Below are 21045 nucleotides of genomic sequence, written 5' to 3'. Positions count from 1 at the left end.
TGCTCTCGACTGTGCGCGTTCATGACATAGCTATTCCTCATGGGATCGTCTCGATAATGGGAGCAGGACATGGCAAAGATCGCGTTTATCGGCCTCGGCAACATGGGTGGGCCGATGGCGGCAAATCTGGTCAAGGCGGGCCACGCGGTCGCTGGCTTTGACCTGGTGCCGGCATTGCTTGAGGCGGCCGAAGCGACGGGCGTGAAGCCGGCAAGCGATATCTCTCAGGCCGTGAGCGGCGCCGACGTTGTCGTGACCATGCTTCCGCAGGGCAGGCACGTGCTGGCGGCGTGGACCGATATTCTCGGCGCCATTCCCTCGGGAACGCTTGTCATCGACTGCTCGACGATCGACGTCGCCAGCGCGCGCGAGGCGCATGATATGGCAAGGACGGCCGGTTGCCCGTCACTCGATGCACCCGTCTCGGGCGGAACCAGCGGGGCGGCGGCCGGAACGCTCACCTTCATGGCGGGAGGAACGCCGGAGAGTTTCGCCAGGGCGAAGCCTGTTCTTGAAGCGATGGGCCGGAAGATCGTTCATTGCGGCGAGGCAGGCGCGGGGCAGGCGGCGAAGATCTGCAACAACATGATCCTCGGCATATCGATGATCGGCGTTTGCGAGGCTTTCGCGCTGGGCGAAAAGCTCGGCCTCTCGCACCAGGCCCTGTTCGATGTCGCCTCGACGTCATCGGGCCAATGCTGGTCGATCAACACCTACTGCCCGGTTCCCGGTCCGGTGCCGACATCGCCCGCCAACAATGATTATAAACCCGGCTTTGCGGCCGCCTTGATGCTGAAGGACCTCCGGCTGTCGCAGGAGGCTGCCCTCGCAACCGGCGCCTCGACGCCGCTCGGCGCCGAAGCCGCGCAGTTGTTCGCGCTCTTCGAAAAGCAGGGCAATGGCGGTCGCGACTTCTCGGCGATCATCGAGATGTTGCGCGGCTGACGCCGTCTTTACGGCAAACGCAGGTTTGTGCCGCCAACCCAGGCGGTTGAGATGTTGGGCTTCGAGGCGGTGTTGATAATCTTCTGCAGGATCTGTTCGCCGCTATCGAACTCATCGAACAAGCGCACCGATCCCTTCGGCGCCTTGGTGTCGATAACGATCGCATCGAAGAGATAGCCGGGCGTGAACTGGCCGATCGGCAGATCGAGCGCCACGCCGCCCCCTGCTGTTGCGATATAGAAGGCGTCGCGAAAATCGATCTGGGCCGGCCCGTAGCTCGCGCGCGCCTCAGCGTCGCGATTGGGATCGACACCGCTTTCCAGCGCCCGCGACATAAGGATCGCGCCGCGGCAGTTTTCCAGCATCGAGGCGCTCGGTCCGCCAGAGATATCCGTGCCGAGGCCAACGTGGACGCCTTTGTCGAGGGCGGCCTTGAGCGGGAAGACGGCATTGGCGAAATAGACGTTGGAGAGCGGGCAGTGGGCGACCGCCGCTTCGCGCTCCCGCACCTTGTCCATGTCGTCATCCGTCAGGAAGTTGGCATGCGCCAGCACCGTGCGTCGACCAAGCAGGCCGAAGCGGTCGAGCGCTTCGGTATCGGTCACGCCATAGCGCGACAGCACGTAACCATGCGCCCAATCGCTCTCCGAACAGTGGGTCTGCACGTGGCAGCCGCACTCCCTGGCCAGAGCACCCAGCCCTTCGAGCGTTGCGTCGGTGCAGGATGGAACGAAGCGCGGCGTGATGACGGGAAGCACCCGCTTCTCGCCATTCTCGGGGTGGGTATTGATGTAATCGATCAGCGTCCGCGTGCCTTCAATGGCGTCATCCGGCGTTGCGTCACGGTAATAATCCGGGCACTCGTCGGCATTGTCCATCGCCACCTTGCCGATCAGCGCCCGCTGGCCCTTCTCCAGGCAAATGTCGGCGAGCGATCGCGTCGCATCCTGGTGCACGGTGGCGAAATAGAGCGCCGTGGTCGTGCCATTGGCGAGCATATCGTCGACAAGCAGGCCATAGCTGCGCTTGGCGAAGGCGAGATCTTGGTAGCGGGCTTCCAGCGGGAAGGTATATTTCTGCAGCCATACTTCGAGCGGCACATCGAGCGCACTACCAAGCTGGGGATATTGCGGAGCATGGACGTGAAGGTCGACGAAACCAGGAAGAAGATAGGAACCAACGGGCAGCGTGACCAGTTCGCCGCTTTCCTCACGCGCCTCACGAATGGTCCGGTAGTTCGGATCGCTCGGACGATGCATGGCGGCGATCGTGCCGTCCGCGCCGATATCGATCAGCACCTCGTCCAAGATATCGATCTTTCCGCGCTCCGGTGCGTGAAATCCGGAGGCGCAGAGCGTTTTATTCCGCAGGTCCAATGCTGTATTCCCAGTTCAAGCGATGCGTCGGTATTCGCGCACGTATACGCGAATACAAATCTATAGCGAATAACCGGCCGGTCCATTCCCCGAGCCGTGCGTTTTTTGGGTGGCTGCCGTGCATTCGCGGGACGCTCGACACGATTGATGGCCGGGCGGCGCGCCGCGTGGCCTATCGCGAAAGAAGGTGCCGGCCGGCATGTTGAAGCAGCCACGCCCTGACCTTGGCGACCGATTGGGCTTGCCTCGGCTTGCGCAGCGAGACGACGTAAAAGTCCGACTGCGCGTGCATTGTTTCCTTGAATGCCGGCACCAGTCGTCCGGCGGCGATATCTTCGTTGACGAATACCCCGCTTGCCAGTGCGATCCCCTGGCCTGCGAGGGCGGCCTCGATCGCATGGGACGTCTGGTTGAAGCGAACGCCCTTGGAGGCCGCAATCGGCCTTTCACCCGCGATCGTGGCGATGAACTCGGGCCATTGATTGTGGGTGTCGTGGAGCAGCACGAAACGCGCGAGATCGACAGGGTCGAGGCCGTCGGCCGTCGGCATCAGTGCCGGGCTGCACACCGCGACGAGCTCCTGCTCGAAAAGCAGATCGGCCTCCAGCGACGCCGGAAAGGGCGGCCGCGCCAGACGGACGGCGATATCCACGTCATCCGATTGGAAATTGGCCACGCGCTCGCTGGCGAGAATGCGCATGTCGAGATCCGGGTGCGCGGCCAGAAAGTCCGGCAGCCTCGGGATCAGCCATTTCGACGCGAAGGTCGGCGTGACGCTGATCGTCAGCCGCAACGGCTCCGGCCGCAATGTCACGGTGGCATCGGAGATCAGTTCGAAGGCGCGGCGGATGCTTTCGGCATACCCGCGTCCGGCCTCGGTCAGGGCAAGCGTGCGGGGGAGGCGTTCGAACAAAGCGAGGTTCAATTCCTTCTCAAGGCCGCGAACCTGCTGGGCCACGGCCGCCTGGGTGACGCCCAGCTCCTCGGCGGCGACGCGAAAATTCAGATGGCGGGCGGCTACCTCGAAAGCGCGCAGGCCATTCAGCGGCGGAAGGCGGAAAAGCGGGTCTTTCATGCGATAGATTTTCTACTGAATGATGCCAATCGAATTGGCTCGAAGCTATGTCTTCCTGATGGTATCATCTCGCATCAGAGCTGAAAACATGCGCGATGAACAAGAAAAATGACGAAAGGGTGGATGTCATGACAGTAGAAAAAGTGGCATTGGTGACGGCAGGCGGCAGCGGCATGGGGGCGGATGCCGCCAAACGTCTGGCGGCCGATGGCTTCAAGCTCGCCATCCTATCCTCTTCGGGTAAGGGTGAGGCGCTGGCCAAGGAACTGGGTGGCGTGGGTGTCACGGGTTCAAACCAGTCGAACGACGATATCAGGCGACTTGTGGATCTGGCCATGCAGGCCTGGGGTCGCATCGATGTGCTGGTCAACAGCGCCGGGCACGGCCCGCGCGCACCGATCCTCGATATCACCGACGAGGACTGGCACAAGGGCATGGACGTCTACCTGATGAACGTCATCCGCCCGACGCGGATCGTGACGCCGATCATGCAGGCGCAGAAGTCGGGCGCGATCGTCAATATCTCGACCGCCTGGGCCTTCGAGCCGTCTGCCATGTTTCCAACATCGGCGGTCTTCCGCGCCGGTCTCGCGTCCTTCACCAAGATCTTCGCCGACACCTACGCGGCGGACAATATCCGCATGAACAACGTTCTGCCGGGCTGGATCGACAGTCTGCCGGCAACCGAGGAGCGCCGCAGAATCGGTGCCGATGAAGCGCTATGGCACGAGCGAAGAGATCGCGGCGACCGTCGCGTTTCTGGCGTCGGAAGGTGCCGGATATATCACAGGGCAGAACATCAAGGTGGACGGCGGGCTCGGTCGATCGGTTTGATCGCGCAGGCCAAATTTTGCCAGATCAAGCGGCTGGTTCGCGGGCCGCTTGATAAACATCACTTAGAAGATCGCCGATAGAGATTACCTATCGAAATATTTTTCTTTATCTATTTCATTTATCGCCGGCCCCTGTTTATGTTGCGCCGCGAAAGCGGGTTTTCGCTTCGCAGCAATTTTACAGGAGCCTTCATGTCCCTTATCAACACATCCATTAAGCCCTTCAAGGCGCAGGCCTTCAAGCAGGGCAAATTCATTGAAGTGACCGATGCCGACACCAAGGGCAAGTGGGCGGTATTCTTCTTTTATCCGGCTGACTTTACCTTCGTTTGCCCGACCGAACTCGGCGATGTCGCCGATCACTATGCCGAGCTGCAGCGCCTTGACGTCGAGGTCTATTCGGTCTCGACCGACACGCACTTCACCCACAAGGCTTGGCACGACAGCTCCGAGACAATCGGCAAGATCCAGTACACGATGATCGGCGACCCGACGGGCACGATCAGCCGCAACTTCGAAGTCATGCGCGGATCCGAAGGCCTTGCCGATCGCGGCACTTTCGTCGTCGATCCCGATGGCGTCATCCAGGCGATGGAAGTCACCGCCGAAGGCATCGGCCGCAATGCCGTCGACCTGCTGCGTCGCATCAAGGCAGCTCAGTATGTGCGCGCGCATCCGGGTGAAGTTTGCCCGGCCAAGTGGGAAGAGGGCGAAAAGACGCTCGCTCCGTCGCTGCACCTCGTCGGCAAGATCTGACGTTCAAATGACAAGCCGCCTTCCGGTGAATGCCGGAGGGCGGCAGCCAATGCCATATTCAGCGCCCCAGTGGCGCGGCCATCCATTTTTAGCGGAGTGCCCCATGCTCGACGAGAACCTGAAGTCCCAGTTGAAGGGCTATCTGGAGAGGGTCGTTCGCCCGATCGCGATCACTGCTTCGGTCAATGACAGCACAAAGTCCAAAGAGATGTCGGAGCTTCTCGGCGAACTGGTCGCGCTTTCCGACAAGATCTCGGTCGTGGAAACGCGCGATGACGGAGAGCGTGCACCCTCCTTTACGTTGACCAGCCCGGGCCACGACATCAATCTGCGTTTCGCCGGCATTCCGATGGGCCACGAGTTCACCTCGCTTGTGCTGGCTCTGCTGCAGGTCGGCGGCCACCCGCCGCGCACCGAGCAGGCGATCATCGATCAGATCAAGGATCTCGACGGCGATTTCCTCTTCGAGACCTATTTCTCGCTCACCTGCCAGAATTGCCCCGATGTCGTGCAGGCGCTGAACCTGATGGCCGTGTTGAACCCGCGCGTGAAGCATGTGGCGATCGATGGCGGCGTGTTTCCGGCCGAGGTTCAAAGCCGCCAGGTCATGTCGGTCCCGACGGTCTATCTCAATGGCCAGCTGTTCGGTCAGGGGAGAATGGAGGTCGAGGAGATCGTCTCGAAGCTCGACACCAATTCCGCGGCCCGCGCCGCGGAAAAGCTCAACAGCCGCGAAGCCTATGACGTTCTCGTCATCGGTGGCGGGCCGGCTGGCGCTGCGGCAGCAATCTACGCCGCGCGCAAGGGCATCCGCACAGGCGTTGCCGCCGAGCGCTTCGGCGGTCAGGTGCTCGACACGATGGCGATCGAAAACTTCATCTCCGTCCAGCACACCGAGGGTCCGCAGTTCGCGGCCTCGCTGGAAGCGCATGTGAAGCAATACGACGTCGATATCATGAACCTGCAGCGTGCTGAGAAGCTCGTTCCCGGCAAGGACATGATCGCGGTCGAGCTTGCCAACGGCGCGACACTGCGCTCGAAGACGGTGATCCTGTCCACCGGCGCGCGCTGGCGGCAGATGGGCGTTCCCGGCGAAGACCAGTATCGCAACAAGGGCGTTGCCTATTGCCCGCACTGCGACGGTCCGCTGTTCAAGGGCAAGCGCGTTGCCGTCATCGGCGGTGGCAATTCCGGCGTCGAGGCGGCGATCGATCTTGCCAACATCGTCAGCCATGTGACGCTGATCGAGTTCGACAACAAGCTGCGTGCCGACGACGTTCTGCAACGCAAGCTGCGCAGCCTTCCGAATGTCGATATCCTGCTCTCCGCCAAGACGACGGAAGTGCTGGGCGATGGCCAGAAGGTGACCGGGCTCGTCTACGAAAATCGCGTTGCCGGTCAGCGGCACACGCTCGGTCTGGAAGGGATCTTCGTTCAGATCGGTCTGCTTCCGAACACCGAATGGCTGAAGGGTGCCGTCGAGCTTTCTCCGCGCGGCGAGATCATCGTCGATCATCATGGCCAGACCTCGGTTCCCGGCGTCTTTGCCGCCGGCGATTGCACCACGGTGCCTTACAAGCAGATCGTGATTGCGCTCGGCGAGGGCGCGAAGGCATCGCTTGCGGCCTTCGATCACCTGATCCGCACATCCGCGCCCGACGAGGATGCAGTGAAGGCGGCCTGAAGCCGGCCGACACGGTCCTGCAATGACGCTGCGCGAGCTGGAATACCTGATTGCCTTGGCGGACCACCGGCATTTTGGCCGGGCCGCCGAAGCGTGCCTGGTCAGCCAGCCGACGTTATCGACGCAGATCCGGAAACTGGAGGAGACGCTAGGCGCTCCTCTGATCGAGCGCACGCCGCGCACCATCATGCTGACGCCGTTCGGCGAGGATACCGTCGAACGGGCGCGGCGCATCATGCGGGAGGTCGCCGAGATCAGATCCTCGGCGCTGCGCAGCCTCAATCCAGAGGTCGGCACGCTGCGTCTCGGCATCTTCCCGACACTGGCACCTTATTTCCTGCCTTATGCGGTGCCGCGCATCCACAGGCAGTTCCGCGGCTCGAGACGCTGCTGATCGAGGAAAAAAGTGACGCGCTCCTCGCGCGCCTCAGAAGCGGCAATCTCGATGCCGCGATCCTCGCTCTTCCCGTCAACGACGATCACCTGAAGGCCGAGTTTCTCTTCGAGGAAGACTTTCTGCTTGCCGTTCCCGGCACGCATCCGCTCGCAAGACGGCAGTCGCTGGTGCTTGGGGACCTCGATCGCTACGACCTTATGCTACTCGAAGAGGGGCATTGCCTTCGTGATCAGGCGCTCGATGTGTGCCGCTTATCGGGTGCGAGCGAGCGCACCTCGTTTCGCGCCACCAGCCTGGAGACGCTGCGCCAGATGGTCGGCGCCAATGTGGGGATCACGCTTCTGCCGGAGCTCGCCGCGCTGCATCCGGCGTCCGGTGATATCAGGCTGCTTCGTTTCGAAGGCATATCGCCGAACAGACGGATCGGCATCTGCTGGCGCACGGGTTCGGCGATGGGCGCTTTTCTGGAAAGTATCGCTGGTCTCCTGCGCGACGTTGCCCAGGAGCTGCTTGCCGACATCAGCCGTTCGCCTGCCACCTAAGGCGACTTTACTTCCACTCCCACAGGAGCTTGGTTGAAAACGGCCGTGTATCGATCAATAGCTCGGGTTGCGTCAACTTGGCTTCGAAAGTCGTGGCATCAGCGTCGCCATTCAGCCCGACAAAGAGCATCTTCATCGAAGCGCCGCGCGGCTGGCCTTTCTTTCGGTAGGAGAACTGGACCGCGCAGGTGGGATATTCCCATCCCGCCGTCAGCGTCTCCGCGAACGCTTCCTCGCCGAGCCCGTTCGCCCGGCCCGTCGACGCCAGGAACTGGCCTAGTCCGAAGAAGCCGGAAAACACCCGGTACGCCGTCTCCTGCGACATCTGCGTGCCTTGGCCGCTCGCCGTGTCGCGCCGATAAAACAGGCTGTCGACCTGGCCCTGCTTGCGGCTCATGGCGTAGCTGATGAGGTTCTTCTGGGCCAGCAGCTCCATCGCCAGATCGTAGGTCTGATAGGAGGCGGGGTCGCTATGCAGATCGTCCAAGCGTGCCTTCAGATCGACAACGTAATCACGATAAAATGCGGCGCTCATCGGCGTTTCCTCATGGCTTTTGGCGCGTGGTAGCAGAAAACGCGGAGATTCCAAGGGGTAGTACGACCTGCGCCGCAACGGCCACGAGGCGCAAATCTGCGACAGAAGCCGCGCGCCACGCGCATAGCGCATAGCTGCGCTGCAGAATTGTGCCTATGATTTGAGCGTGCTTGCTGTATAAACAAATCATCGAAGCGATGCACCTCCTCCCGCAGAGCTTCGAATTGCAGGTGGCCTTATCCTCCTCCCAAGGGCGCCTGCGGGAATGACAGCACTCCTCCTCCCAGCTGTCATTCGGTTATTTTCGAAAAGCCTGTCGCACCTCCTCCCGCGGCAGGCTTTTTCGATTCTGGCCTGCGCGTTCTTCAGCTTTCAGTTTTCCGGATCACACGGTAGCGCCAGCGCGCAAACCATTCGGCTTGCGCGCCTTTCGTTCAAGCAAGCGTCAGCTGATGCCGCCGAGGCATACGTATTTGATCTCGGTGAATTCCTCGATGCCGTATCGCGAGCCCTCGCGGCCGAGACCCGAGAGCTTCACGCCACCGAACGGCGCTTCCGCCGTCGAGATCAAGCCCGTATTCACGCCGACCATCCCATATTCCAGCGCTTCCGCCACACGGAACACGCGCGCGAGGTCCTTTGCGTAAAAATAGGAGGCGAGGCCGAATTCGGTGTCGTTTGCCTGTTCGATCACATCCGCCTCGTCCTTGAAGCGGAAGAGGGGAGCAAGCGGGCCGAAAGTCTCTTCCCGCGCCACCGCCATGTCCCTGGTGACGTTGGCGAGAACGGTGGCCTCATAGAAGGTGCCGCCCAGCGCATGTGGCTTGCCGCCGCGGATGATGTTGGCGCCCTTGGCAAGCGCGTCGGCGACATGTTCCTGCACTTTCTCGAGCGCCAGCTTGTCGATCAGCGGCCCGAGGATCACGCCCTCGTCGAAGCCATTGCCGGTCTTCAGCCTGCCGACGGCTTCCGCGAGTTTTTCGGAGAAGGCGTCATAGACGCCATCCTGCACATAAAGCCTGTTGGCGCACACGCATGTCTGGCCGTTGTTGCGGAACTTGGCGATCAGCGCGCCCTCGACGGTGGCGTCGAGATCAGCGTCGTCGAAGACGATGAACGGCGCATTGCCGCCGAGTTCCAGCCCGAGCTTCTTGATCGTCGGCGCGCTCTGCTTGTAGAGCTCGGCGCCGATTTCGGTCGACCCGGTAAAGGTGAGCTTGCGCACGGTCGGGTTCGAGGTCATCTCCGCGCCGATCGCGGCGGCGGACCCCGTCAGCACCGAGAAAAGCCCAGCCGGCAGCCCGGCGCGCTCCGCGAGCACGGCAATGGCGATCGCCGAGAACGGCGTCTGTGATGCCGGCTTCAGCACCATGGCGCAACCTGCCGCCAGTGCGGGGCCGGCCTTGCGGGTGATCATCGCGTTGGGGAAATTCCAGGGCGTGATCGCGGCGACCACGCCGATCGGCTGCTTCATCACCATGATGCGCTTGTCGGGCTGGTGGCCCGGAATGAGGTCGCCATAGACGCGCCGTGCTTCCTCCGCGAACCATTCGATGAAGCTTGCGCCGTAGACGATCTCGCCGGTCGCTTCGGCAAGCGGCTTTCCCTGCTCAAGCGTCAGGATGCGCCCGAGGTCGTCCTTGTTCTCGATCATCAGGTCGAACCACTTGCGCAGGATGCCGGCACGCTCCTTCGCCGTGCGGGCGGCCCAGCCCTTCTGCGCGACACGCGCGGCCTCGATCGCGGCCTTTGTCTCCGCGCCGCCGAGCTTGGGCACGCGCCCGATGATCTCTCCGGTTGCCGGATTGTTCACCTCGATTGCATTGGCGGGGTCGGCGTCGGTCCATTTTCCTCCGACGAGGGCGGCTTGGCGAAAAAGGGAAGGGTCTTTCAGCTGCATCGCATTCATCCTGTTTGACAAGCCGCCGGCACTGATCGGGTCAGCGTTTTCTGGTGCTGAGGATAAACTGGTCTCCCGTCCGGCAACGTCAAATTGGCCGAATTGCCGAGGACTTGCAACCGAAGCCGCCGACGGTCTTGCATGGTGTCGGTATCGCACGGACGGAAGGCCGTTTTAGGGATGTCTTGACTGCGCGCGGCAAACGAAATGGTATGCGTCCTGATATCACCCTACGGCGGTGCCGCCGGCGCGGCACCGGGAGCAAATGATCGCGATCAGGCGGCGCAGCATCGGTGTATTCGTGGCTTGGGGCTTCCGCGCCGCCCTTTGCACGACGCTGACCGGCATCGCCAGCGCGGCCGAGATCATCGAAGCCGCGCCGCCAGCGGCCTGCCTCTATACGCGCTCGATCACCGGTTCGGCGGAGACGCTCTGCATTCGCAAGGACAGCTTCAACCGCGATCTCTGCGGTGCGATCGAGCGGACCGCGACGGAGCACGACCTGCCGCCGGATTTCTTCGCTCGGTTAATCTGGCGCGAGAGCCGGTTCAGGCCGGACGCCCTGAGCTACAAGGGTGCGCAGGGCATCGCCCAGTTCATGCCGGGCACCGCCAAGCTGCGTGGCCTGCAGGACAGCTATGATGTCTTGGAAGCCTTGCAGAAGTCGGCCGAATATCTCGATGAACTCAGGGATCGCTTCGGCAATCTCGGCCTTGCGGCGGCAGCCTACAATGCCGGCGAAAACGGGCTGTCGAACTTCCTCAATGGCGGCGGCCTGCCGACGGAAACCCGCAGTTACGTGATGGCGATAACTGCGCATAGCGTCGAGGAGTGGAAGTCCTCGGTACCCGAAAAGGCGGCGGGTCCCCTGGCGGAGGACCAGCCGTTCATCGAGGGCTGCGTGGCGCTTGCCGATCGCCGCAAGATGGCCGAACCAGCATGGCGGTCTGAAGGAAACTGGGCGCCCTGGGGCGTGCAGATCGCGGCGAGCGCCAACCCCGACGTCGCCCGTCGCCTGTTCTTCGAGGCGGTTGCCCGGTTTCCCGCGCCGCTCGACCAGGAGCAGCCGCTGATCCTCCGGCAGCGCGACCGCAGCTTCGGTTTTCGGCCGCGCTATGTGACGCGTATCGCGCGGCAGACGAGGGCGGAAGCCAATGACGTCTGCAAGCAGATCCGCCAGAAAAACCCGATCTGCCTGGTTTTCAAGAATTGAGATGTTGCGGTCAGTGACATTGGGATGTGCCGCGAGCAGTCGCGGCCATTCGGAGATTTAAATTGCACGGGTGTGCAAAAAATGAAATCCGGCCCTATTTTGTCATGTCACTGTTACGCGTCGGCGATAGCAAAACCACAGTCCAGAGGGCAGAGCCCCAAACCGAATGGAGACGGTCATGAACAGACGCGAGTTTCTTGTCACATCATCGGCGGCAGCCGGTGTGCTGGCCCTGCCACGCTTCGCAATGGCTGCGGATGCGACGATTAACCTCTACAGCGGCTCTGACGCCAACATCATCGATTTCTGGAACAACACCGTGCGTCCGGCCTTCGAAAAGGCCAATCCGGGTCTTGCCCTCAAGATCACCGATGCCGGCGACAACACGGGATTGCGTGCGATTGCAGACCGTGCGCTGGCCGCGCTGAAATCGAAGGCCGATCCGCAGTCGGACATCTTCGAACACTTCGATCCGCGTCTGCCTGCCGGCGGTATCGACGCCGGCCTCTGGGTGAAGTTCTCGGCCGACAACATCGATGGCTTCGCGAACGTCAATCCGCTGAGCGTCGACAGCGAATATTCGCTGCCTTACCGCGGTTCGCAGGTGCTGCTCGCCTACGACAAGACGAAGCTCGACCCCAAGGATGCGCCGAAGACCTGGGAACAGCTGACGGCCTGGATCAAGGCCAATCCTGGCCAGTTCATCTACAACCGCCCGGACAAGGGTGGTTCCGGCGGAAACTTCGTTCGCCGCGCGATTCACGAGGCCAATGGCCGTGATCCCAAGAAGTTCACCACCGATAACTACACAGCCGAACTCGGCAACAAGATGCTGACCCCGGCCTGGGCGATCCTCAACGATCTCGCGCCGTCGCTTTATGAAAAGGGCGCCTACACCGCCGGCAACACGCAGTCGATCCAGCTACTTGCCCAGGGTGTCGTCACGATGACGCCGGTGTGGTCCGACCAGGTGCTCCAGGCCCTTTCGCAGGGTGTTCTGCCGGAAACCACCGGCCTGGTGCAGTTGAGCGACCTGGCGCTTTGCGGCGGCTTCTCGCGCATGACCGTGTTCTCGAACGGCGCCAACAAGGATGCCGCTCTCAAGCTCGCGGCATTCATGCTGACGAAGGAGATCCAGGAAGCGATCATCACCGAAATCGGCGGCTTCCCTGGCGTTTCCTGGGATCATATCTCCGACGAGCTCCGTCAGAAATACGCCGACGTCATCCCGACCACGATCCCGACATTCCCGTCCGGCGATTGGGAAACCAACATCAACGATGGCTGGTACCGCAACGTTGCTCCGGGCATCAGCCGTACCTGATGCGTAGAGGCATGACATTGCCGCTGCCGGCGCGGGGAACCGCGCCGGGCAAGGCGCAAAATCCGGTGGGACTTCTTCTGGTCGCCCTGCCGGTGTTCCTGCTCGGATGGCTGATCGTCTACCCGATCTTCTCGGCCGTCATCACCACCGTTTTCGTCCGCCAGGCGGATGGGACGATGTCGGTATCGCTGGCCTCCTATGCGTTTTTCTTCAGCGATTCCTACAGTCGTGCCAATCTCTGGATAACCCTGTGGACGACCTTTGTCTGCGGCGTCTTGCTGCTGGTCATCGGGTTGCCGATCGCGCTCTATCTGCGCTTTTCGCAGGGGCGCCTTCCCGCCTATGTGCAGGGACTGGCGATTTTCCCGATGTTCGTGCCATCGATCATCCTGTCCTATGCGCTGATCCGGACAATCGGGCCCAACGGCACCGTCGATCTGCTGCTGAATGCGGTCGGGCTGCCGAAGCTGCCGTCGCCCTATCTGACGCCATGGGGTCCCGTCATCGGCCTGGTATGGGACAATCTTCCGCTAACCGTGCTGATGCTGACAGCCGGACTTGGTAACATTCCCACGAGTTCCGTCGAGGCCGCGCGCGATGTCGGCGCGTCACCGCTCAGGGTTTTCGTGTCGATCATCCTGCCGCGCATGGGCAATTCCTTGCTGGTCACGGCCTCCTTCGCCATCCTTGGCATCTTCTCGTCCTTCACGTTGCCATATGTGCTCGGGCCGGCATCGCCGGAAATGATGGGACCGTTCATGCAGCGTACCTTCTCGGATCTCAACGATCCCCAGAATGCATTGACGCAGGCTGTCATCGCGTTCGGCTTCTGCCTGATTTTCGGGATATTGTATGTGCGTTCCATCGCCAAAAATCGGGGGGCGTCACGATGAGAGTATCGAGCACCGTCAAGGGTTCCGGCATCGATTGGACGGGCATTGTCTTCGCCGTGCTTCTCACCCTGTTCATCGCCGTGCCGCTGATCGTGGTCGGCACCTGGGCGTTCACGGAGGTGTGGCGCTACCCATCGGTCGTTCCGCAGCAGTTCGGTTTGCGTTTCTGGTCGCAGACGCTGTCGCGCTCGGATGTGTGGGATGCGCTCTTCCTGAGCCTGAGGCTGACCACGACGGTCACGCTTCTGTCCGCCATCATCTGCCTGCCGGCGGCTTACGCTTTCGCGCGCATGTCGTTTCCCGGAAAGAACGTGCTGTTCCTGTCGTTTTTGTCATCCTACGCTTTTCCGAAGTTCGGCCTGCTGGTGGCGATCGCCGGCATCTTCCTGAAGCTCGGGCTGATCAGCACCTTCTGGGGCGTGGTCCTGATCCAGCTGGTCGGGACGCTGATGCTGATGATCTGGATTCCCGTGGCGGCGTTCCAGAATATCGATCGCCGGATGGAGGAGGCTGCTCGCGATGCGGGCGCCGGGCCGCTGCGGGTGTTCTGGTCGATCACGCTGCCGCAGGCGGCACCGACGATCGTCGCCGCATTGCTGCTGACCTTCGTCGGCACATTCTATGAAACCGAAGGCGCTTGGCTGATCGGCGCGCCCGAGATACGCACCATGCCGGTGTTGATGATCACGTTCATCAACAACCAGATCGTCGTGCAGTATGGCGCCGTTCTGTCGGTGATGCTCTGGGTGCCATCATTCATCGCGCTGATGTTTGCCCGCCGGGTCGTCGGAACGGGTTCTTTTGCGCGTGGCTTCGGCGCGTGACGTTGGGATCGGGCTCTGCCCGAGGAAAGGCTTGATATGGCACGCTTGACGATCAGGAACGTCTCCAAGACGTTCGGCACTTCGTTCGCGGTCCGTGACTTCTCGCTCGATGTGGAGGATGGCGAACTCGTCTGCCTGCTCGGTCCGTCCGGATCAGGAAAGTCGACGCTGCTTCGCATGATCGGCGGCTTCGAGCAGCCGACTGGTGGCTCGATCCTGATCGATGCCAAGGACGTGACGGCACTGCCGCCGGAAAAGCGCCCCACGGGCATGGTCTTCCAGAGCCATGCGCTGTGGACCCATATGGACGTGTTCAACAACATCGCCTTCGGTCTCAAGCTTCGTCGGCTGGCAAAGAACGAAATCCGCGAACGTGTCGAAAACGCTCTGGCGCTGGTCGGTCTTGCCGATTACGGCCGACGCATGACGACGCAATTGTCGGGCGGTCAGCAGCAGCGCGTGGCGCTCGCCCGGTCGCTGGTCCTGGAACCGAAGATCCTCTTGCTCGACGAGCCATTCGCCAGCCTCGACCAGCACTTGCGGGAGCGGCTGCGCGAGGAAGTGCGCGATATCCAGCAGCGGGTCGGCATCACCACCCTGTTCGTCACCCACGGGCAGGACGAGGCCCTGGCGCTCGCCGACCGCATTGTCGTGATGCGCGACGGCAGCACCGAACAGATCGCGCCGCCCGATATCGTCTACCGGGAACCGCAAACGGAATTCGTGGCAGGCTTCATCGGCTCGATGAATTTCGTCAGGACCAGCATCCGCGGCGGTATTAGCCAGCATCCGGCCTTTCCCGTGGCCGTGCCGATCGAGGATGGTGATGTCGTTCTCGCGTTTCGCCCCGAGGCGCTGTCGCTGCAGCCGTCGAAGACGCTTTCGACCGCCATCGTTCATCGCAGCATCGATTTCGGCACCCACAAGATCGTGGACATCGACCTCGCCGATGGTACGCGCTTGAAGGCGATGACCGCGCCGGATAGCAATTGGAGCAAGGGCGTGGGCATCGAGCCGAGGGCCTCCGCGTTCCGTGCCTTCCGCGACAACCGGCTGGTCTATCAATCGACAACCTCAGGCGAACGGCATCATGATCGAGATCCTTGGCAACGCTTGATCGCAGCGGCATCGCGATCGATCAGGCAGGCCACAAGACCTGGCTGAAATGGCATCGCGGCCATCGCTATGCCGGTGATATCTCGTTTACGGGGCAACGCATTGCCGAGGCGATGGCGCTGGGCGCCAGCGTCGAGATCGATCTGGTGCGTTTCAATGGCGCCGGCTTCGCCGTGTTGCATGACGAGACACTGAACATGGCGACAACGGGCGAGGGGCGCGTCATCAAGGCGACGGAGAGCGAGTTGCGCGCGCTTCGTTTGCGCGACCCTTTTGGCGAGCCGACGGCCCATAAGATCATGCTGATCGATGATCTCGGTCATCTCCTGCAAGGGATCGACCGCGAGGGCGGCGCCGTTCTGCAGCTCGATCTCAAGGAAGATTCCCCTGCCATCCGCGATGAGGATATCGCGGCCTTCGCCGCGGCGATCTCGCCGGTCGCGCAGTCTGTCATTCTCTCGGCGGGGGATCCCGAGGCCGTGGAACGCCTGTCCCTGAGCGTGCCGGAGATGCCGATTGGCTACGACCCGTGCCATCACGGCGCGATCGAGCGGCTGAAGGAAAGTCGTGACTTCGACGGCTTCGTTGCCGATGCCGTGGCGGCGTCGCCGCGAGCGCGGATGATCTACCTGCATCACCAATTGGTACTGTTTGCCGAGGACGCCGGATACGACCTAGTGGCGGCCTTCCATCGCGCCGGGCGCAGTATCGACGCCTACACCATCAATTCGGCAATCCCGGCCGCACTGCCTGTCGTGCGCCGCCTCCTGGCGCTGAAGGTCGACCAGATCACCACCGATGACCCGGTCGGCCTGGAAACACTGCTCCTCGGCTAGGCCTGCTCGGCTTCAAATCCTTGAACGAGCCAGGGGTGGAGCGCGGTGTTGGCGGCGAGAATGTCGCCGTTCGCCGTCACGTCGCCACCCTTGAAGGCCGAGACCTTGCCGCCTGCCTCGGTCACCAGCAACGCGGCCGCGCCGTAGTCATGCGGCGATAGCCCGTCCTCAAAGAAACCGTCCAGACGGCCGCTTGCGACATAAGCGATCGACAATGCCGCCGAGCCCAGACGTCGCACGCCGGCGGTGTTGCCCATCAGCCTCTTCAGCGCATGGAAATAGACCTCCGGTGCAACGGCCTTGACCTGACCGGGAACGGGCAGACCGGCGCCGACGACGACGTTTTCGATATCGGCGTTATCGACGCAGGAGATGCGCTCGCCGTTGAGATATGCGCCGCCGCCGAGCTCCGCGCTGAACAGCTCGTCCAGCATGGGGTCGTAGACCACGCCGGCAACGATCCGCCCGCCTTCGGCGATCGCGATGGTCATGCCGAAATGCGGAATGCCCCAGGCGAAGTTGGTCGTTCCGTCGATCGGGTCGATGTAGATGATGGGCGCGTCCGTTCCCGCCACCCGGTTGCCGACATCTTCCTCACCCTTGATGGAATAGGAGGGGAATGCCGCGATCATATCCGTGACGATGATGCGCTCGACGGCAACATCGATCTCCGTCTGGTAGTCACGCGGCGCCTTTGACACCACATCGCTGATGCGCCGACGCTGCAAGGAACGGCGCGCCGTTTCGCCGGCTTTCACGACCGTCGAGGCGAGAGTGATCAGGCGCTGGGAGGCTGTCGGCGAAAGGCGTGAGGATATGGGAGAGGATGTCATCAGGAACCCGGATAATGAAACTGCAATACGGCCGGAACGCATGGCAGAGCTGCATGACGCTTTCGTGACGTGTATACGGCTTTTCGAGGATCACGCCACGCGGTTGCGCGACCCTGGTTTGCTTTTTAACCACATGGTCAATTCAATGCGAGCCGCAGTGCGTCATGGCCCGCCTGCAACGGGTACGACGCGCCATGCGTCTAAGGGCGCTGCGCGGCTGCGCGTTCGGTCTCGCCCTCACGTGTGCCGATGAGCAGATCCCGCGCATCCGACAAGGTTGTGGCGATCGAACGCGGCTTTAGCGAATAGAACACGGATTGCGAGGCGCGCCGCGTCGAGACGAATTCGCATGCCCTCAGGATGGCGAGGTGCTGCGAAAGCGCCGATTGGCCGAGGCCGAGCTTCTTGGCGAGCACATTGACCTGGATCTCGCCCTCGGCGAGGTTGGTCAGGATGGCGAGCCGGTTGGCGTTTCCGAGAACCGCGAGTTGATCCGCCAGAGCGGCAATGCCCTGCGGGTTCCGATTGTCTTCCTGCATATGATTTTCCCAATGAAATAAGCGGGAAAACGCCGCCCACGATGTGACGCGGTCCGTCGTCCCAGGATGTTTAAGTACGAAACGTAACGACTAGCCCGACGCGGCGGGCAGTCGCTGGAGGGTCGACGGATGAATGGATTGGAAGCCAATGTGGAAGCCGACGGAACAAGGCCGTGGCGGCAACAGCGCATTTTCCGCCATATGGGGCGGCTGGCCATGCTGTGATGGAATAGTGGACATCATGTTCACCCGGTTGAAGTTACCCTGCCACAATCGTTCACAGTGTTGAAAAGATGGTTAACGACAGGCCTTCAAGCCTATGAAAAATTTGGCTTACCGATGTCATCAGTGGTTGCGTTCCGCTCACGGTTTCCGTTCGGTGCGTTGGTGGCGAGCCATCAAAAGCGCGCGGTTGTCGATCGAAGGTAATATTTTTTTTGCTGAAGTACGGTATCTGCGCTGATGGCCTTGGTTGACGCGCACGAAAGCTGTAAGACCTCGGCTGATGAACACTGCCGTTCGGTGGCGCTGCGCGTCGGCGCCCCATAGACCATGACGTTGGGATTGCGATGAACCTTTACCTGGAATACCTGGCCGAGATCAAAAGCAGAGAAACTCAAGGGCTCGCCCCCAAGCCGATCGATGACGGCGCGCTGACTGGCGAAATCATTGCCCTGATCGAGGATGCCGGTAGCGAATACCGCGCCGATGCTTTGAAATTCTTCATCTACAACACGCTGCCGGGCACGACGAGTGCTGCCGGCGTCAAGGCCGCCTTCCTCAAGAAGATCATTCTTGGAGACGTCATCGTCCCTGAAATTACGCCGAAATTCGCCCTCGAGTTGCTGTCGCACATGAAGGGCGGCCCTTCGGTCGAAGTGCTGCTCGACGTAGCACTCGGCAGTGACGCCGAGATTGCCTGTCAGGCCGGCGACGTGCTGAAGACCCAGGTCTTCCTCTACGACGCCGACATGTTCCGCCTGCGCGATGCCTACAAGGCCGGCAATGCCGTTGCCAAGGACGTTCTCGAGAGCTACGCCAAGGCGGAGTTCTTCACCAAGCTTCCCGATGTCGACGACGAGATCAAGGTTGTGACCTTCATCGCCGCCGAAGGCGACATCTCGACCGACCTTCTTTCTCCCGGCAACCAGGCGCATTCGCGCTCCGACCGTGAGCTGCACGGCCAGTGCATGATCACGCCCGAGGCGCAGGCCGAGATCGTCGCGCTTCAGAAGCAGCACCCGGACAAGCGGGTGATGATGATCGCCGAAAAGGGCACGATGGGCGTCGGCTCCTCGCGCATGTCCGGCGTCAACAATGTGGCTTTGTGGACCGGCAAGCAGGCCAGCCCCTACGTTCCCTTCGTCAACTTCGCGCCAGTCGTCGCCGGCACCAACGGCATCTCGCCGATCTTCGCGACCACCGTCGACGTCACCGGCGGCATCGGCCTCAACCTGAAGAACTGGGTCAAGAAGCTCGACGAAAACGGCAAGCCGATCCTCAACAACGAAGGTAACCCGATCCTCGACCAGAAGTTCTCGGTCGAAACCGGCACCGTGCTGAAGATCGACGCGAAGAACAAGAAGCTGCGCGACGAAGCCGGCAACGAACTGGTCGATGTTGCGTCGTCCTTCACGCCTCAGAAGATGGAGTTCATGAAGGCCGGCTCGTCCTACGCCATCGTCTTCGGCAAGAAGCTCCAGACCTTTGCCGCGCAGACGCTCGGTGTCGAAGCAACACCGGTCTTCGCGCCGAACAAGGAAATCGCCATCGATGGCCAGGGCCTGACCGCGGTCGAGAAGATCTTCAACCGCAACGCGGTCGGCGTCACGCCTGGCAAGGTGCTGCATGCCGGCTCCGACGTTCGCGTCAAGGTCAACATCGTCGGCTCCCAGGACACCACCGGCCTGATGACCGCGCAGGAACTGGAAGCAATGGCGGCCACCGTCATCTCGCCGCTGGTCGATGGCGCCTATCAGTCCGGCTGCCACACGGCATCCGTCTGGGACAAGAAGGCCCAGGCCAACATTCCGAAGCTCATGTCCTTCATGAACAACTTCGGCGTCATCACCGCCCGCGATCCGAAGGGCGTCTATCACTCGATGACCGACGTCATCCACAAGGTGCTGAACGACATCACCGTGGATGACTGGGACATCATCATCGGAGGCGACAGCCATACCCGCATGTCCAAGGGCGTAGCCTTTGGTGCTGACTCGGGCACCGTGGCGCTGGCGCTTGCCACCGGCGAAGCCACCATGCCGATCCCGCAGTCGGTCAAGGTCACCTTCAAGGGTACGATGCAGCCTTACATGGACTTCCGCGACGTGGTCCACGCCACCCAGGCGCAGATGCTCAAGCAGCACGGCGACAACGTCTTCCAGGGCCGCATCATCGAAGTCCACATCGGCACGCTGCTCGCCGACCAGGCCTTCACCTTCACTGACTGGACGGCAGAAATGAAGGCCAAGGCCTCCATCTGCATTTCGGAAGACGAAACGCTGATCGAGAGCCTTGAGATCGCCAAGTCGCGCATGCAGATCATGATCGACAAGGGCATGGATAACGAGGCTGAGACGCTGAAGGGCCTTATCGCCAAGGCCGATCGCCGCATCGCCGAAATCCGTTCGGGCGAGAAGCCGGCGCTGATGCCTGACGACAACGCGAAGTATTTCGCGGAAGTCGTCGTCGATCTCGACCTCATCGACGAGCCGATGATCGCTGACCCAGACGTCAACAACGCCGACGTCTCGCGCCGCTACACCCACGACACGATCCGCCCGGTCTCTTACTATGGCGGCACCAAGAAGGTGGACCTCGGCTTCGTTGGCTCATGCATGGTGCACAAGGGCGACATGAAGATCGTGGCGCAGATGCTGAAGAACATCGAGAAGAACGAGGGCAAGGTCGAGTTCAAGGCGCCGCTCGTCGTCGCCGCGCCGACCTACAACATCATCGACGAGCTGAAGGCCGAAGGCGACTGGGAAATCCTCCAGAAGTATTCGGGCTTCGAATTCGACGACGTGAAGCCGAAGACATCGAACCGCACCGAGTACGAAAACATCCTCTATCTCGAGCGTCCGGGCTGCAACCTGTGCATGGGCAACCAGGAGAAGGCCGAGAAGGGCGACACCGTTCTCGCCACCTCGACCCGCCTGTTCCAGGGGCGCGTCGTTGAAGATACGGCGGAAAAGAAGGGCGAGTCGCTGCTCGCCTCCACGCCGCTGGTCGTGCTCTCGGCGATCCTCGGCCGCACGCCGAGCATCGAAGAGTATCGCGTCGCCGTCGAAGGCATCAACCTGACGAAGTTCACCCCGCCGAAGACGACGCCGATCGACAGCCGGTCCGTCCACTACTAAGGCAGTGATCCGACAAAAACGCCCCTCAATGCGATCCATTGAGGGGCGTTTTCTATTTTTGAACG

Annotated in this window: 18 protein-coding genes and 1 pseudogene; 13 read left to right on the top strand and 6 right to left on the bottom strand. The window is 61.7% G+C overall.

The genetic code is table 11. From position 1 onward, the window contains the following. Positions 1 to 69: 69 nt before the first annotated feature. The gene (gene mmsB / locus P3R82_RS03180; RefSeq protein ID WP_283192977.1) at positions 70 to 945 is read left to right on the top strand and encodes a 3-hydroxyisobutyrate dehydrogenase; all 876 of its coding nucleotides are present in this window, start codon (positions 70 to 72) and stop codon (positions 943 to 945) included. 8 nt (positions 946 to 953) lie between these two features. On the opposite strand, the gene guaD is transcribed toward mmsB, so the two are convergent. Both guaD and gcvA read right to left on the bottom strand, forming a co-directional pair. Then, positions 954 to 2321 carry a guanine deaminase gene (gene guaD / locus P3R82_RS03175; RefSeq protein WP_283192976.1) on the bottom strand — a complete coding sequence of 456 codons (1368 nt, stop codon included), beginning with the start codon at positions 2319 to 2321 and terminating at the stop codon, positions 954 to 956. 172 nt (positions 2322 to 2493) lie between these two features. Beyond that, a complete protein-coding gene (gene gcvA / locus P3R82_RS03170) occupies positions 2494 to 3396 on the bottom strand; it encodes a transcriptional regulator GcvA (RefSeq protein WP_283192975.1) in 903 nt (300 codons plus the stop codon). 128 nt (positions 3397 to 3524) lie between these two features. Here gcvA and P3R82_RS03165 point away from each other — a divergent pair. The 5 genes and pseudogenes from P3R82_RS03165 to P3R82_RS03145 all read left to right on the top strand — a co-directional run bounded on the left by P3R82_RS03165 (position 3525) and on the right by P3R82_RS03145 (position 7608). Further along, positions 3525 to 4230: pseudogene (locus P3R82_RS03165) on the top strand (SDR family oxidoreductase). Positions 4231 to 4421: 191 nt separating this feature from the next. Continuing rightward, the gene (gene ahpC, locus P3R82_RS03160) at positions 4422 to 4985 is read left to right on the top strand and encodes an alkyl hydroperoxide reductase subunit C (RefSeq protein WP_283192974.1); all 564 of its coding nucleotides are present in this window, start codon (positions 4422 to 4424) and stop codon (positions 4983 to 4985) included. Between the two features lie 103 nt (positions 4986 to 5088). Next, the gene (ahpF, locus tag P3R82_RS03155; RefSeq protein ID WP_283192973.1) at positions 5089 to 6669 is read left to right on the top strand and encodes an alkyl hydroperoxide reductase subunit F; all 1581 of its coding nucleotides are present in this window, start codon (positions 5089 to 5091) and stop codon (positions 6667 to 6669) included. A gap of 22 nt (positions 6670 to 6691) precedes the next feature. Next, positions 6692 to 7063 (top strand): LysR family transcriptional regulator, encoded by a 372-nt coding sequence (locus P3R82_RS03150; protein ID WP_283192972.1) that lies wholly within the window; start codon positions 6692 to 6694, stop codon positions 7061 to 7063. Further along, entirely contained in the window at positions 7057 to 7608 is a 552-nt protein-coding gene (locus P3R82_RS03145) for a LysR substrate-binding domain-containing protein (protein ID WP_283193499.1), read from the top strand. Before P3R82_RS03150 ends, P3R82_RS03145 begins: the two co-directional genes overlap by 7 nt. Positions 7609 to 7615: 7 nt before the next feature. Here the strand turns inward: P3R82_RS03145 and P3R82_RS03140 are convergent, their stop codons facing one another. Then, positions 7616 to 8143, bottom strand: a complete 528-nt coding sequence (locus tag P3R82_RS03140) for a hypothetical protein (protein WP_283192971.1) — start codon at positions 8141 to 8143, stop codon at positions 7616 to 7618. A 445-nt stretch (positions 8144 to 8588) separates the two neighbouring features. Next, complete coding sequence (gene gabD, locus P3R82_RS03135; protein WP_283192970.1) at positions 8589 to 10043, bottom strand: NADP-dependent succinate-semialdehyde dehydrogenase; 1455 nt, start codon at positions 10041 to 10043, stop codon at positions 8589 to 8591. A gap of 265 nt (positions 10044 to 10308) precedes the next feature. Here gabD and P3R82_RS03130 point away from each other — a divergent pair, with 265 nt between their 5' ends. From P3R82_RS03130 to P3R82_RS03105, 6 genes are all read left to right on the top strand, one after another. Beyond that, a complete protein-coding gene (locus P3R82_RS03130) occupies positions 10309 to 11256 on the top strand; it encodes a lytic transglycosylase domain-containing protein (protein WP_283192969.1) in 948 nt (315 codons plus the stop codon). Positions 11257 to 11434: 178 nt separating this feature from the next. Beyond that, on the top strand, positions 11435 to 12580 hold the full coding sequence (locus tag P3R82_RS03125) for an extracellular solute-binding protein (RefSeq protein WP_283192968.1): 1146 nt from the start codon (positions 11435 to 11437) through the stop codon (positions 12578 to 12580). Between the two features lie 11 nt (positions 12581 to 12591). Beyond that, positions 12592 to 13473, top strand: a complete 882-nt coding sequence (locus P3R82_RS03120; protein WP_283192967.1) for an ABC transporter permease subunit — start codon at positions 12592 to 12594, stop codon at positions 13471 to 13473. Further along, positions 13470 to 14297 (top strand): ABC transporter permease subunit, encoded by an 828-nt coding sequence (locus P3R82_RS03115; RefSeq protein ID WP_283192966.1) that lies wholly within the window; start codon positions 13470 to 13472, stop codon positions 14295 to 14297. Before P3R82_RS03120 ends, P3R82_RS03115 begins: the two co-directional genes overlap by 4 nt. A gap of 36 nt (positions 14298 to 14333) precedes the next feature. Next, entirely contained in the window at positions 14334 to 15461 is a 1128-nt protein-coding gene (locus P3R82_RS03110; RefSeq protein ID WP_283192965.1) for an ABC transporter ATP-binding protein, read from the top strand. Next, a complete protein-coding gene (locus P3R82_RS03105; RefSeq protein ID WP_283192964.1) occupies positions 15401 to 16249 on the top strand; it encodes a glycerophosphodiester phosphodiesterase family protein in 849 nt (282 codons plus the stop codon). Before P3R82_RS03110 ends, P3R82_RS03105 begins: the two co-directional genes overlap by 61 nt. Here P3R82_RS03105 and P3R82_RS03100 read toward each other — a convergent pair. Beyond that, a complete protein-coding gene (locus P3R82_RS03100; RefSeq protein ID WP_283192963.1) occupies positions 16246 to 17082 on the bottom strand; it encodes an inositol monophosphatase family protein in 837 nt (278 codons plus the stop codon). The genes P3R82_RS03105 and P3R82_RS03100 overlap by 4 nt on opposite strands. A gap of 200 nt (positions 17083 to 17282) precedes the next feature. After that, on the bottom strand, positions 17283 to 17621 hold the full coding sequence (locus tag P3R82_RS03095) for a metalloregulator ArsR/SmtB family transcription factor (protein WP_283192962.1): 339 nt from the start codon (positions 17619 to 17621) through the stop codon (positions 17283 to 17285). A gap of 569 nt (positions 17622 to 18190) precedes the next feature. Between P3R82_RS03095 and P3R82_RS03090 the strand changes: the two genes are divergently transcribed. Continuing rightward, positions 18191 to 20980: a bifunctional aconitate hydratase 2/2-methylisocitrate dehydratase gene (locus tag P3R82_RS03090; RefSeq protein WP_283192961.1), complete on the top strand. Its 2790-nt coding sequence runs from the start codon at positions 18191 to 18193 to the stop codon at positions 20978 to 20980. The last annotated feature ends 65 nt before the right edge of the window (positions 20981 to 21045 follow it).

It is taken from the genome of Rhizobium sp. AN80A, from assembly GCF_030053015.1.
Taxonomy (GTDB): Bacteria; Pseudomonadota; Alphaproteobacteria; order Rhizobiales; family Rhizobiaceae; genus Rhizobium; species Rhizobium metallidurans.
Note: the sequence above shows the minus strand (reverse complement) of the source record. Positions and strands in the feature narration are given on the sequence as shown.